This is a genomic window from Shimia sp. MMG029 (assembly GCF_027947445.1).
Classification (GTDB): domain Bacteria; phylum Pseudomonadota; class Alphaproteobacteria; order Rhodobacterales; family Rhodobacteraceae; genus Shimia.
Genome location: NZ_JAQJIM010000001.1, coordinates 1,156,077 through 1,169,198, shown reverse-complemented (window position 1 = coordinate 1,169,198; position 13,122 = coordinate 1,156,077). Strand labels below are relative to the sequence as shown.

Annotated in this window: 13 protein-coding genes; 8 read left to right on the top strand and 5 right to left on the bottom strand. The window is 58.4% G+C overall.

Annotated elements, in window-relative coordinates; genetic code table 11:
- Positions 1-185: 185 nt before the first annotated feature.
- A complete protein-coding gene (locus PJL69_RS05560; protein ID WP_271308758.1) occupies positions 186-1,136 on the bottom strand; it encodes an alpha/beta hydrolase in 951 nt (316 codons plus the stop codon).
- Positions 1,136-1,426 carry an SCP2 sterol-binding domain-containing protein gene (locus tag PJL69_RS05555; protein WP_209096318.1) on the bottom strand — a complete coding sequence of 97 codons (291 nt, stop codon included), beginning with the start codon at positions 1,424-1,426 and terminating at the stop codon, positions 1,136-1,138. Before PJL69_RS05555 ends, PJL69_RS05560 begins: the two co-directional genes overlap by 1 nt.
- Before the next feature lie 82 nt (positions 1,427-1,508).
- Here PJL69_RS05555 and PJL69_RS05550 point away from each other — a divergent pair, with 82 nt between their 5' ends.
- From PJL69_RS05550 to PJL69_RS05525, 6 genes are all read left to right on the top strand, one after another.
- Positions 1,509-2,111 (top strand): tetratricopeptide repeat protein, encoded by a 603-nt coding sequence (locus PJL69_RS05550; protein WP_271308757.1) that lies wholly within the window; start codon positions 1,509-1,511, stop codon positions 2,109-2,111.
- Positions 2,112-2,150: 39 nt separating this feature from the next.
- Positions 2,151-5,012, top strand: coding sequence for a helicase-related protein (locus PJL69_RS05545; protein ID WP_271308756.1), 2,862 nt, complete (start codon positions 2,151-2,153; stop codon positions 5,010-5,012).
- A gap of 3 nt (positions 5,013-5,015) precedes the next feature.
- On the top strand, positions 5,016-5,393 hold the full coding sequence (locus PJL69_RS05540) for an RNA-binding S4 domain-containing protein (protein ID WP_271308755.1): 378 nt from the start codon (positions 5,016-5,018) through the stop codon (positions 5,391-5,393).
- 53 nt (positions 5,394-5,446) lie between these two features.
- Complete coding sequence (gene fdxA, locus PJL69_RS05535) at positions 5,447-5,785, top strand: ferredoxin FdxA (RefSeq protein ID WP_271308754.1); 339 nt, start codon at positions 5,447-5,449, stop codon at positions 5,783-5,785.
- Between the two features lie 299 nt (positions 5,786-6,084).
- On the top strand, positions 6,085-6,594 hold the full coding sequence (locus PJL69_RS05530) for a CarD family transcriptional regulator (RefSeq protein ID WP_209096310.1): 510 nt from the start codon (positions 6,085-6,087) through the stop codon (positions 6,592-6,594).
- 178 nt (positions 6,595-6,772) lie between these two features.
- Entirely contained in the window at positions 6,773-7,543 is a 771-nt protein-coding gene (locus tag PJL69_RS05525) for a potassium channel family protein (protein ID WP_209096308.1), read from the top strand.
- A gap of 4 nt (positions 7,544-7,547) precedes the next feature.
- On the opposite strand, the gene cobS is transcribed toward PJL69_RS05525, so the two are convergent.
- Positions 7,548-8,321, bottom strand: a complete 774-nt coding sequence (gene cobS, locus PJL69_RS05520) for an adenosylcobinamide-GDP ribazoletransferase (protein ID WP_271308753.1) — start codon at positions 8,319-8,321, stop codon at positions 7,548-7,550.
- Positions 8,322-8,404: 83 nt separating this feature from the next.
- Here cobS and cobT point away from each other — a divergent pair, with 83 nt between their 5' ends.
- Complete coding sequence (cobT, locus tag PJL69_RS05515; protein ID WP_271308752.1) at positions 8,405-9,415, top strand: nicotinate-nucleotide--dimethylbenzimidazole phosphoribosyltransferase; 1,011 nt, start codon at positions 8,405-8,407, stop codon at positions 9,413-9,415.
- Positions 9,416-9,429: 14 nt separating this feature from the next.
- Here cobT and PJL69_RS05510 read toward each other — a convergent pair whose 3' ends face one another.
- On the bottom strand, positions 9,430-11,307 hold the full coding sequence (locus PJL69_RS05510; RefSeq protein ID WP_271308751.1) for a cation:proton antiporter domain-containing protein: 1,878 nt from the start codon (positions 11,305-11,307) through the stop codon (positions 9,430-9,432).
- 33 nt (positions 11,308-11,340) lie between these two features.
- Complete coding sequence (locus tag PJL69_RS05505) at positions 11,341-11,796, bottom strand: Lrp/AsnC family transcriptional regulator (protein WP_271308750.1); 456 nt, start codon at positions 11,794-11,796, stop codon at positions 11,341-11,343.
- 157 nt (positions 11,797-11,953) lie between these two features.
- Between PJL69_RS05505 and hppD the strand changes: the two genes are divergently transcribed.
- Positions 11,954-13,051, top strand: coding sequence for a 4-hydroxyphenylpyruvate dioxygenase (hppD, locus tag PJL69_RS05500; protein ID WP_271308749.1), 1,098 nt, complete (start codon positions 11,954-11,956; stop codon positions 13,049-13,051).
- Positions 13,052-13,122 lie beyond the last annotated feature (71 nt).

The following is a 13,122-nucleotide window of genomic DNA, read 5'->3' as shown; positions in this document are numbered from 1 at the left end:
TGTTGAAAACTCTGTTGTAGCTCAGATAGGCAGAGCGGCGGGGGAGGTTCAAGGGGCAGCCGCGATTGGCACGAGATTGGCACGCGATTGTGGGGATGTCCGGGGCAGCCGCCAGCCCCTCTGCAACAGCAAGCTGTGCCATCCACCCCGGGATATTTGACGAATTGAGAAAAGCTGGCGTGCGCTTAGCTGTGTTTGTCAAAAAACACGGCGCAGTCATCAAAGATGCGATTGCGGGTGTCGGGCACCTCCATCAGCACCTCATGTTCGCCTGCGGCCACCAGATCAAGCGTGCCATTGGGCCAGCGTGCCATACGGTCATGAATGGCCGATGTGTCCACAATCTGCTCGTCCGCCCCTAGGAACGTCAGGCAGGGTGTGTCGGGCGAAGGGCGCCCTTCCAGCCGACGACACTCCATGAGTGCTTCATGCACCCAGCGCAGGCTGGGGCCAGCTAGCGACAGATCCGGGTGATCGGTCATTTGGCGTTGCATGTAAGCGTACATATCCGGGTCTTTGGTCAACGCATTGTCGGTAAACTCTTGATCCAACACATAGGTTGTGGCGCTGGTGCCGGGGGCGAGCATTTCGTCAAAGCCAATGTTTTTGGACAGATAGCTCAGCGTCCAGGCCGCGGGCCGCATGATCGGGGACAGATGGATCCCCCACATTGGGCCGGAAAACACCGCAGAGGCGACAGGCAGACCGTCATAAAGCGCGCGCAGTCCAATACAGCCGCCCATGGAGTGCCCGATCAGGTGAAAAGGCTGTGGCAGGGGAAGCGTTTCTAGCGCGCCCATCACTGCTCTTACATCGCGCTGGAAATCGTCAAAATGGCCAACATAGCCTGCGCCGGGATTTTTGATCAGCCGATCGGCAAGGCCTTGTCCGCGCCAGTCGATGGCGATCATTTCATAACCGCGCGCGCCAAAATCTGCAGCCGCGCGGCCATATTTTTCAACATACTCAGTGCGGCCCGGAAACAGCAGGACGGTGCCTTTGCTTGGTCCGGTGTCTGTGTCGTGCCGCCAATGGGCAAGGCGCAGCCGCACCCCATCATCTGCCGTGATCCAATAGGCGTCTGCCTCAGGGCCTTCGGCAACGTCGCGATAGAACGGGGCGCGCTGCAAACCCATTAGGACAGAACGCCGCCGAGCTTCATGGCTGCGCCCATGTCACCGTCAATGGCCAGCTTGCCAGACATGAAGGCCGCGGTTGGGTTCAGCTCACCTTCTAGGATCGCTTGGAAGGTTTCCACATCTGCGGACATGGTCACATCCGCGTCTTCGTCACCTGCGCGCACACCGTCCGCGTCGATGATGATGGCGCCTTCGCCTTCGATGGCAAATTTTGCGGAGCCGTCAAAGCTCTCGCCACCCAGTTTCTCGGTCAGGGCGGTCACTGCGGCAGAAATGATATCGCTCATCTGCTTGATCCTTCACTTTGTTGTGCACATCTTGGGAATCGCATGTGCAAGGGGTACAATGATTTACGTTATGGTCAACTTAATGAGTCGTCTCAAACCTATCGTTGCGGCACTTCCCCTCGCAATGGGGATTTTGCAACCGGCGATTGCCACTGGCAACGCCCATGCTCAGGATGCGCCTGAAGCAGCGACGCAGGGGCCTGTCGGTGCGCAGGACCTGAACAGCCTGCTTGCGGCGCTTTCCTCGGCAGACCCAGCAGAGGCAGAGCGTCTGGCGGGACAAATTCGCCATCGCTGGGATGCGTCTGGATCTGCGAGCGCGGATTACCTGCTGCGCCGGACCCGCAAAGCTATCGAAGCAGAAGAGATGCAGGCGGCGCTGGAACATGCCACTGCCTTGATTGATCACGCGCCGGAATTTGCGCAGGGCTGGGCCGAGCGCGCGCGCACATTCTATGCGCTTGATTTGTACGGCCCGGCGCTCAGCGATCTGGAACATGTGCTGGCGCTCAATCCGCAGCATTTTGACGCGATCATGGGTTTGGCCGTGATGCTGGATCAGATGGGACGGGCAGAAGATGCCTATGAGGCTTACCTGCAGGTCAAGGCTATACATCCCCATCAGGCGGGCCTAACAGAGGCTTTGGAGCGACTCGCTCCGCAGGTGCGCGGCAAAACGCTGTAAGCACGACCAGACGACCACGACGAAGAGCTAGGCAGAGATATGGCCGCAGATCGGCGGATCACCGCAGTGTTGGGTCCCACCAATACAGGCAAGACGCATTACGCCATCGAGCGCATGCTGGGCTATCGCACAGGTGTCATTGGTTTGCCGCTGCGTCTTTTGGCGCGGGAAGTTTATGACCGTATTGTCGCTGCGCGCGGGCCCTCTGTTGTCGCGCTTGTCACTGGCGAAGAACGTATCGTGCCGCCGCGCGCGCAGTATTGGGTGGCCACAGTCGAGGCCATGCCAGAGGGGCTTGGCGCGGATTTTGTGGCGATTGACGAGATCCAGCTGTGTGCTGATCCCGAACGGGGCCATGTGTTCACCGATCGCCTGCTTCGGATGCGTGGCACGCAGGAAACCCTGTTTATGGGCAGCGACACGATGCGTGGCACGATTGCAGAGCTGGTGCCTGAGGCGCAGTTCATGCGGCGCGAACGCATGTCGACGCTCAGCTATTCAGGCAGTCGCAAGATCAGCCGGATGCAGCCACGCTCTGCTATAGTTGGATTTTCGGTAGACAACGTCTACGCAATTGCCGAGCTGATCCGCCGTCAGAAGGGTGGGGCGGCTGTGGTAATGGGCGCGCTCAGCCCGCGCACGCGCAACGCGCAGGTGGCGCTCTATCAGAATGGTGATGTGGATTATCTGGTAGCGACCGATGCGATTGGCATGGGGCTGAACCTTGATATCGACCATGTGGCGTTTGCCTCCACCACCAAATTTGACGGCCGCCGCATGCGCCCTTTGGCGCCAAACGAGCTTGCGCAGATCGCGGGCCGGGCAGGGCGCGGGATGAGTCATGGCACCTTTGGGGTGACCGGCGAAGCGCCGCCTTTGGACGAAGGCGTGGCCGAGGCGATCATGGAACATCGCTTTACGCCGGTGCAGAAACTCAACTGGCGCAATGCGCGGCTGGAGTTTGGCAAAGTGGATGCCTTGATCCGCTCTCTGGAAGAGGCGCCGGATGATCCGCTGCTGATGAAAGCGCGCGAGGCTGATGACCTCAGAGCGCTGAAAACAGTGGCAGCGGAGGCGGAAATTCAGGCGCGCGCCAGCGATGGCAAGTCCGTGCGCCTTTTGTGGGATGTGTGCCGCATCCCTGATTTTCGGGGCATCAGCCACGCCGAGCACGCGCAGATGATTGAACGAATCTTCGGTTTTCTGCATGAAAGCGGGCGTGTGCCAGATGATTGGCTGGCGCGGCAGGTCAAGCGGCTGGATCGGACAGATGGCGACATTGACACATTGTCGAAACGTCTGGCCTTTATCCGGACGTGGACTTATGTCGCACAGCGCAATAACTGGGTCAGTGACGAAAACCATTGGCGTGGGGAAACGCGCGCGGTAGAAGATCGCCTGTCAGATGCTTTGCACGAGCGTTTGACGCAGAGATTTGTGGATCGGCGCACATCAGTGCTTTTGCGCCGGCTCAAGCAGAAGGAGGCCCTTTTGGCCGAAGTGAATGATAAAGGTGAGGTGACCGTCGAGGGTGAATTCGTCGGCCGTCTTGAAGGGTTCCGTTTCATCGCGGACAAAGAAGCCAGCGGGCAAGAAGCCAAGACGCTGAAACAGGCGAGCTTGCAAGCTCTGGCGCCGCAGTTCCATCTGCGCGCTGATCGCTTCTATAACGCGCCGGATACGGAGATCGACTTCACCGAGCAGGGTGGCCTCATGTGGGGCGAGCATGCGGTCGGCAAAATGGTTGCCGGTGACGATCCGCTCAAACCTGGCATCACCGTGTTTGTGGATGATGAAGCCGGTGCCGAGGTTGCTCAGAAGGTTGAGCGCCGCCTGCAGCACTTCATCGATCGCAAGATTGCTGCGTTGTTTGAGCCGCTCTTGAACCTCAGCCGTGACGAAGATCTGACGGGTCTGGCCCGTGGCTTTGCGTTCCGCATGGTCGAGGCGCTGGGCATCATCCCACGTGGCGACGTGGCCACCGAGGTGAAAGAACTGGATCAGGACGCCCGTGGCGCGCTGCGCAAACATGGCATCCGCTTTGGCCAGTTCACCATCTTCATGCCGCTGCTGCTGAAGCCCGCACCAACCCGTTTGCGTCTGGTGCTGTGGTCCTTGGCGCAAGGCTTGCAGGAATTCCCAGAAGCACCGCCTCCCGGCCTGGTGACGGTTCCGGCGGGCAACAGCCTGCCACGCGGCTACCATGCCATGGCGGGCTACCGTGCCGCAGGTGAGCGTGCGATCCGTATCGACATGCTGGAGCGTCTGGCGGATATGCTGCGCGCCGAAGACAGCCGTGGCGGCTTTGAAGCCAAGGCCGATATGCTGTCGATCACGGGTATGACGCTCGAGCAGTTTGCAGACCTGATGCAGGGTCTGGGCTATGCTGCGGAAAAAGGCGAACGCGAGAAGGTGAAAGCCGAAGCCGCGCCCGCCGCCGCACCTGAAGCCGAAGCGAGCGAAGCGCCAGCTGAAGAGGCCGCAGCGGCAGACGCCAATGTCGAGGAAGCCGTGGCAGAGGCGACAGCTGAAGTGGCTGTTGCCGAAGCACCGGAAGCCGAGGCTGCTGAAGAAGCGGCTCCCGCACCTGATGCTGACGCAGAAGCCGAGGCGCAGGCGCCTGAACTGGAAGTGTTCTACACCTTCACTTGGGCCGGTCGTCAGGGTGGCAATCGCGGCGGTCAGCGTCGTGGTGGCAACGCTCAGGGCGGCAACAAGCGCCGCACTGACACGCAGGGCGGTGACAAGCCGCGCGGCAAAGGTGGCAAGCCCAAAGGCAAAGGCCCACGCCGCGACAATGGCCCGAAACAGTTCCAGTCGCGCCCTCCCAAAAAGGAGAAAGCGATTGATCCGGACAACCCCTTCGCTGCGGCGCTTATGGGGCTGAAAGGCAAGGACTGACGCGTGAGCGCGCCGTCCCCCAAACTGCGGGTCGACAAATGGCTCTGGCAGGCGCGGTTCTTCAAGACCCGCAGCCTGTCAGCCAAACTTGTGACAGGCGGGCATTTGCGGGTGAACGGACAAAAAATTGGGAAGGCCAGCCATGGCGTCACCCTTGGTGATGTGCTGACCTTCCCGCAGGCACGCCGTGTGCGTGTGATCAAGGTCGCAGCCCTTGGTGAGCGCCGCGGACCAGCCACCGAGGCGCAAACATTATACGAAGATTTGACCCCGGAAGAGAAACCTGTTCCACGCGCGCCGGGTTCAGACGGAAAAGGGCGTCCCACGAAGAAGGATCGGCGCAATCTCGACCTTATAATCTCTTCGCGCCTTGAAGATTGAGCAATGCTGATTTAGTCAGTTTCCTAATCTGACGATAAGTGAGCTAACCCAAAATGACCTATGTTGTGACCGACAACTGCATTGCATGCAAGTATACGGACTGCGTAGAGGTATGCCCGGTTGACTGTTTTTATGAAGGTGAAAACACGCTGGTCATCCATCCGGATGAATGTATCGACTGCGGTGTATGTGAGCCTGAGTGCCCAGCGGATGCGATCCGTCCGGACACGGAACCTGACATGGAGCAGTGGGTCGAATTCAATCGTAAGTATTCCGAAATCTGGCCGGTGATCATTACCAAAAAAGATCCGATGCCAGGGTACGAAGAAAAAGACGGTGAGCCGAACAAATTGGAGAAATATTTCTCTGAGGCACCGGGAGAAGGCGGCTAAGCTGTCATTGTCAGAGCGATTCGTCGTTCCAGCTGCCAAATGGGGACGCTGACTTTGAACAAATTTGGCCTAAAGCTCTGACACTATTACGGAAAGCACCTTTTTAAGCCTGTCGCGCTTTAAAGGGGGCGTATTTTGTGTTATGATCTTCTCATAGAGGACATAACTGCCTGAGAGCCATCCCCGCGTATCCGCCGAGGGTGGCTTTTTCTACCAGAGCACATTCCGTTTCGGGAAAGCACCTTTCTCGAGCGAAATTTTTTGTCTGGCAGGACTGGGGCCTACAAAGGAAGTACTGCATGAGCAAAGCGAAGAAGAACGAGTTCAGCCCAAACGAATATGTTGTTTATCCCGCACATGGCGTTGGGCAGATCATTTCCATCGAAGAGCAGGAAGTTGCGGGGATGCAGCTGGAGCTTTTCGTGATCTCGTTTGAAAAAGACAAGATGACACTGCGGGTGCCGACCAATAAAGCCACCCATTTTGGTATGCGCGGTCTGAGCTCTCCTGACGTGATTGATCAGGCGATGAAGACCCTGAAGGGCAAAGCCAAGGTCAAACGTGCCATGTGGTCTCGCCGCGCGCAGGAATATGAACAGAAAATCAACTCCGGTGATCTGATTGCGATCGCGGAAGTGGTGCGTGACCTGCACCGCACCGACGATCAGCGCGAGCAGAGCTATTCTGAGCGTCAGCTTTATGAAGCCGCACTTGAGCGTCTGACCCGTGAAGTCGCCGCTGTGGCTGGTGGCGATGAGGTTGCCGCCGCCAAGCAGGTTGATGATGTGCTGGTGTCGCGCGCCGCGTGAGTGAAGCCACATACGCTAAAAAAGGGGCCGCGCAATTGCGCGGCCTTTTTCGTTCTGCAAACCCGTTGCAAAGACGCTCAGGCTTGCCTCACGCAGGGGCGATCCGCGTGAGATGCGTAAAAAAGCAAACCATTGCATAACCATAGACCATGGCGTTTACTGACACGAAGGAGCCGCCATGGATGCACTAAAGGCCAATCTGCAAGTGCTGTACACCGCGCATTCGCGTGGTGCTGTGCGGTTTCGCTATGCCCTGATCGTCTTTGATTTTGCCACGATTTTGTTTTTTGTCGCAATCGCGCATGCGCCCCACAGCGCAGAGTTGGTCTTGCTCAGCCGTTTGGCCGGGGTTGTGATTGCGTTGGATTTTCTGGCGCGCTGGTGGATTGCCGAAGACCGACGCCATTTCCTGACCCGCATCTACACATTGGCCGATGTGGCTGTGATCGTCTCTTTGTTTGTCGATCCCTGGCTTCAGGGAGATCTTGCTTTCTTACGCGTCTTACGTGGCTTGCGGCTGATTCACTCGTATCATTTGCTGTATGATCTGCGCCATGACAGCGCGTGGTTTAGACAGCACGAAGACACGGTGATTGCCAGCATCAACCTGTTTGTCTTTGTGATGGTGACCTCCGCGACCTCACTGGTCTTCTTCATCGACACCTCTCAATCGACACATCCGTTCATTGATGCGATGTATTTTACCGTCGCGACACTCACCACAACGGGTTACGGCGACATCACCTTGCAAACACCGGGCGGCAAGGTGTTTTCCATCTGCGTGATGGTGGGGGGCGTCGCCCTGTTTGTGCAGCTGGCGCAAGCGGTCATTCGACCGCAAAAAGTGCGCCATAAATGCCAAAGCTGTGGTCTTCTGCGTCATGAGCCGGATGCGGTGCATTGCAAACACTGCGGCACGCTGATTTGCATTGAAACCGAAGGCGGATAAGCCGTCAGAGAGGCCAGCTAAACTGCGCCGCCGCAACCAGAGTGAACAGCAGGGCGATCTCGGTCACTTGTTGTGTTGCACCCAGCACATCGCCGGTCTGTCCGCCAATTTTGACCTTCGCGGTTGCGGAACACAGCGCCGCCATAACAAAGGCCACCCCAGTCATGGCGATGCCCGGGATACCGGCGCAACCGAAGGCCACGACGGCTGCCAAAGCAAAGCCCGTGATCGCGCCGCCTCTTGGGGCGCGGCCCTGTGCATGGCTCAGCCCATTTGCCCGCGCATGGGGCAGGGCGCTCATCACCAGCACCATGGCGCTGCGTGACAGCATCGCCACCGCAAGCATGCCAAACAACCAGACATCGGCCTCCAGCAGCAGCGTGATCGCGCCCCAGCGCGCCGCCAGCGACAGACACAGGGCAATCACGCCATAGGCCCCAATGCGGCTGTCTTTCATGATCTCAAGCCGCCGTGCCGGCTCCCAGCCGCCCCAGAAGCCATCAGCCGTATCCGCCAACCCGTCCTCATGCATGGCCCCGCTCATCACCACCATGCCGGTGAGCCAGATCACGGCGGCCAGCACCGGTGGCAATCCCACCCAAAGCGCCGCAGCGGTGGGCAAAGCGGCAAGCAAGGCCAGAACCGCCCCGGCCAGCCCATAGGCCCAGGCTGCGCGCGCGCCTCTGCTGAAATCTGCACGCACAGGTAGTCGCGTTAAAAGGGCAATGGCGGTGTTGATATCACGCGGACGAAACGGTGACGTGTCGGTAGCGGGCATGTCTGCGTCTTTTTCCTGTATTGCCGGGGCCTGGCAATGAGATAAACAGCCCATGCATTAAGAATTCAACAGGAGCCCCGCCGATGTCTGCAGATTTTTCCACTTTGGCCGCGTTTCAATCTCTTTTGGCAGAGGCCCCCGCAGTGGATCAACAAGCTATGGGCGAGGCAGAGGCCCGCAATGGCCAGTTGACCAAACCGCCGGGCGCGCTTGGACGACTTGAAGACATGGCGATGTGGTATGCAGGCTGGCGCGGAAATCCGCGCCCCAGCATCGAGGCACCTCAGGTCATTATTTTTGCAGGCAACCATGGCATCACCGCCCAAGGCGTCTCCGCCTTTCCGGCAGAAGTCACCCAGCAGATGGTCATGAACTTTGAGCATGGCGGCGCAGCCATCAATCAGCTGAGCCGCGCAGCAGGGGCTGATCTCAATGTCATCGCGCTCAGCCTTGATACGCCAACGGCCGATTTCACACAGGGGGCTGCCATGAGCGAGGCCGAAGTTGTGACGGCACTGGCGGCAGGCTGGAATGCGGTGAAACCGAACTCCGATCTTCTGGTGGTTGGTGAAATGGGCATTGGCAACACCACGAGCGGGGCTGCGATCGCTCATACGCTTTACGGCGGTGTCGCCGAAGACTGGGTTGGCCGTGGAACAGGCGTGGATGACGCCGGTTTGGCCAATAAGGCGCGCGTGGTGCGCGAAGGGGTTGCCGCAAACCACACCCCCAAAGGGCTGGAGGCGCTGCGCTGTCTTGGTGGGCGCGAGCTCGCTGGCATGGTTGGCGCGATTGCCCGCGCACGCAGCCTGCGCATTCCGGTAATCCTCGATGGTTTCATTGCCTCCGCAGCGGCCGCCACTCTGGCAGATGCGCAGGACGGCGCGCTGGACCACGTGATCGCCGGCCACGTCAGCGCCGAAGCAGCGCATGGTGCGGTGCTGGCAAAACTCGGCAAAGAGCCGATCCTCAGCCTAAATATGCGCCTTGGCGAAGGCTCAGGTGCCGCAGTGGCGATCAATATCCTGAAAGCGGCGGTGGCCTGCCATTCTGGCATGGCCACTTTCGCTGAAGCGGGGGTTTCGGACGGCTGATCCCGTCTGCTCGATCACGCCTCCTCGCGCGGTTTCTCCTGAAGCTGGGCGAGGAGGGTCGCTTCAAGTTCGCTCTCTAACTCTTTGGCACGCTTTATGTATTCGGCATTTTGAGTGCTCGGAACACCCTCTTTCCAGACCTCGGCCAGCTCCTGCACAGCATAGCGGTCATGTTTGTAAAACGCCTGCTCCGCCTGCGCGGCCTCATATTCGCTCAGACCGATGTTCTCCAGCACATAGCGCCCAGCCCGAAGCGAGCTGTCAAACATCTCCCGCACAATGTCATTCGCTCCGGCGTTATATAGCTGATACACCGTGCCGCGGTTGTTCGCGCGGGCAATGATGTGCAGGTCAGGCCGTTCACGCCGCGCAAATTTTGTCAGTTTGATCGCCGCCGCCGGATCATCTACTGCCACCACCAACACAGAGGCGTTAGAAAGACCTGCCGCATGCAGCATTTCAGGTCGTGTGGGGTCGCCAAAGAAGCCCTTCACACCAAAATGGCGCATGGTTTCGATCGCCTGAATGTTGTGGTCCAGCACCACCGTGTCAAAGCCTGAGGCGCGCACAAGGCGGTTCACTATCTGCCCGAACCGGCCAATGCCTGCGATGATTACGGGCCCTGTTCGGTCGATGGTGTCGGGCTCCCGCCGTTCTTCTTCCTTTTCGCCAAACCGTTTGGAGATCTGGTCATAAAGAATAAACAACAGCGGCGTGATCAGCATGCTCAGGGCCACAATCAACAGCAGGCGTTCAGCCAGCGTATGGGGCAACACGTTCTGGCTAAGCGCGGTTGTGATCAGCACAAAGCCGAATTCCCCGGCTTGTGCCAGCCCGAGTGTAAACAGCCAGAGCGCGCGACGGCGCAGGCCAAAGGCGCGGCCAATACCATAAAGGACCACGGCCTTAAGGATCATCACAGCGAGCGTCAGCCCAAGAATGTCGCCGGGTGCAGCAAAGAAAATATCCAGATCAATCTGCGCGCCGACTGTGATGAAAAACAGCCCGAGCAACAGCCCTTTGAAGGGCGCGATGTCGCTTTCCAACTCGTGCCGGAATTCAGAGTTTGCCAGCAACACGCCCGCCAGAAAAGTGCCAAGCGCCGGGGACAGCCCTACCAGATGCATCAAGAAGGCAATGCCCACCACGATCAGCAGCGCCAGCGCCGTATACATCTCCGGCAGGTGCGCGGCATGAATAAATCGGAACACAGGCCGTGTGAGATAGCGTCCGCCCACAATAATGGCCGCAACCGCGCCCAAGGTGACCAGCGCCATGCCCCAACCGGGCAGCCCGTCCACCAGAGAAAGGCCATGTGCCGCTTTTTCATGCGCGCCAACCGAAATCGACCCGTCTGCCATCACATGGGGAAGTGTCGCCCCCGCCAGCAGGGGCAGGATCACCAGCATCGGGATCACCGCGATGTCTTGGGTCAGCAGCACAGCAAAGGTGGATCGTCCCCCACTGGTCTGCATGAGCCCCTTTTCGGTCAGGGTTTGCAGCACAATCGCGGTGGAGGAGAGCGCAAAGATCATACCGCAAGCAATCGCCACATTGATCGGACGGTTCAGGATCACAGCGAGCGTAAAGACCGCCAGCCCGGTGAGCAGCACTTGCAGCCCGCCCAGTCCGACCAACTTATCCCGCATTGCCCAGAGGGCGCGGGGGTCAAGCTCAAGCCCAATGATGAACAGCATCATCACCACACCAAATTCCGCATAGTGCAGCAGCTCGTCAGCCTCATGGGTGCCCACCAGGCCCAGAACAGGACCGATAAGAATGCCAGCGGCCAGATAGCCCAGCACAGAGCCCAATCCCAGCCGCGCAGAAATAGGCACAGCAATCACTGTGGTCATCAGGAAAATCGTGGCAGTGTAGAGGGCTTCTTCCATACGGGCAGTCCGGGCTTTCTGAAATAGGGGCGTTTATGTTGGCAGAGGGGCGTCGCGTTTCAACTGATCCATGACAATCTGACTTTGCACGCGGCTCACGGCTGGATGCGGCAGCAGCACTTCATGAATCAATCGGTTCAGTGCAGCCAGATCTTCACAATAGGTGCGCAAAAGATAGTCGGCATCACCTGTCAGGGTCCAAGCGCTGACAATTTCGGCGCGGGTGCTGATAAGTGTCGCAAAACTCTGCGACTGTTCTGGCCCGTGGGTGCCCAATTGCACCTGCACAAAGGCTTGAACCGACAGGCCAAGATGCGCCGGGCTGAGCCGCGCAACATAGCCTTCGATGTAGCCTTCTGCTTCCAACCTCTGCCGCCGCCGCCCAGCCTGACTGGGCGACAGGTTCAGAACCTCACCCAATTCCTGCGCGGTGAGATGGGCATTGCGCTGCAACGCAGTCAGCAGGCGCATGTCGGTTTCATCTATCATATGCGGATTTTCTGCATCATCTTTCTATTTTGCGGTCAATATACGCGCCAATTGTAAATTTTGCACGTCACTTTGCGGTGTTTGCGCAGCATCTGCGCCTTATTTTTGAATGTGAACAGGCATATGCCGAAAGGCTTACCAAGAGAGGAGACGCACCATGGGCCCTTTCCCCCACGATGCACCGCGCGCAGAGATTTCCGATTACAACCCAGCAGGCACCGACGGATTTGAGTTTGTCGAATTCGCCCATCCCGAGCCGCAGGAGCTGCGGGAACTCTTCACCAAAATGGGCTACACCCATGTGGCCAACCACAAGGCCAAAGCGATTGAGCTGTGGCAGCAGGGGGATGTGACCTACATCCTCAATATGGAGCCCGGCAGCTTTGCCGCACGCTTTGTGGAAGAGCACGGCCCCTGTGCCCCGTCGATGGGCTGGCGTGTTGTCGATGCGCAGCAGGCCTATGAGCATGCGGTTTCCAAGGGCGCAGAGCCTTATGACGCGGACGACAAAACGCTGAACTGGCCTGCGATCAAAGGCATCGGCGGCTCGCTGATCTATTTCACCGATCAGTACTATGACACCTCGCCCTTCAACGAAGAGTTTGACTGGCTGGTGACGTCTAAGCCTGAGGGCGATGGTTTCTTCTACCTCGATCACCTGACCCACAATGTCTTCAAAGGCAACATGGACAAGTGGTTCAAGTTCTACGGCGATTTGTTCAACTTCCGCGAAATCCGCTTCTTTGACATCGAAGGCAAATTCACGGGTCTCTTCTCCCGCGCGCTGACGTCGCCCTGCGGCAAGATCCGCATTCCGATCAACGAGGACCGTGGCGAGACCGGCCAGATTGTGGCGTACCTGAAAAAGTACAACGGCGAGGGCATTCAACACATCGCGGTGGGATCCAATGATATCTACGCCTCCACCGACGCGATCGCGGACAAGGGCATCAAGTTCATGCCTGGTCCGCCTGATGCCTATTATGACCTGTCAAAAACACGTGTGGCGGGGCACGATGAGCCGCTCGACCGTATGAAAAAACACGGCATCCTGATTGATGGCGAAGGTGTGGTGAACGGCGGTGAAACCAAAATCCTGCTGCAGATCTTTTCCAAAACTGTGATTGGCCCAATCTTTTTTGAGTTCATCCAGCGTAAAGGCGATGACGGCTTTGGAGAGGGCAATTTCAAAGCGCTGTTTGAATCTATCGAACAGGAACAAATCAACAATGGTGAGATTCAGGCGGCGGAGTAAATGCTCAGCCGCTTGTGGGGCCCGGCGTAGATCGGGAAGGGGAGGAGAACGCCACCCGCAGCATTGCGTGT

Bases quoted from the DNA above. Each gene is read 5' to 3' on its own strand.
- PJL69_RS05560 (WP_271308758.1), bottom strand. From the start codon at position 1,136: ATGGGTTTGCAGCGCGCCCCGTTCTATCGCGACGTTGCCGAAGGCCCT.
- PJL69_RS05555 (WP_209096318.1), bottom strand. From the start codon at position 1,426: ATGAGCGATATCATTTCTGCCGCAGTGACCGCCCTGACCGAGAAACTG.
- PJL69_RS05550 (WP_271308757.1), top strand. From the start codon at position 1,509: ATGAGTCGTCTCAAACCTATCGTTGCGGCACTTCCCCTCGCAATGGGG.
- PJL69_RS05545 (WP_271308756.1), top strand. From the start codon at position 2,151: ATGGCCGCAGATCGGCGGATCACCGCAGTGTTGGGTCCCACCAATACA.
- fdxA (WP_271308754.1), top strand. From the start codon at position 5,447: ATGACCTATGTTGTGACCGACAACTGCATTGCATGCAAGTATACGGAC.
- PJL69_RS05530 (WP_209096310.1), top strand. From the start codon at position 6,085: ATGAGCAAAGCGAAGAAGAACGAGTTCAGCCCAAACGAATATGTTGTT.
- PJL69_RS05525 (WP_209096308.1), top strand. From the start codon at position 6,773: ATGGATGCACTAAAGGCCAATCTGCAAGTGCTGTACACCGCGCATTCG.
- cobS (WP_271308753.1), bottom strand. From the start codon at position 8,321: ATGCCCGCTACCGACACGTCACCGTTTCGTCCGCGTGATATCAACACC.
- cobT (WP_271308752.1), top strand. From the start codon at position 8,405: ATGTCTGCAGATTTTTCCACTTTGGCCGCGTTTCAATCTCTTTTGGCA.
- PJL69_RS05510 (WP_271308751.1), bottom strand. From the start codon at position 11,307: ATGGAAGAAGCCCTCTACACTGCCACGATTTTCCTGATGACCACAGTG.
- PJL69_RS05505 (WP_271308750.1), bottom strand. From the start codon at position 11,796: ATGATAGATGAAACCGACATGCGCCTGCTGACTGCGTTGCAGCGCAAT.
- hppD (WP_271308749.1), top strand. From the start codon at position 11,954: ATGGGCCCTTTCCCCCACGATGCACCGCGCGCAGAGATTTCCGATTAC.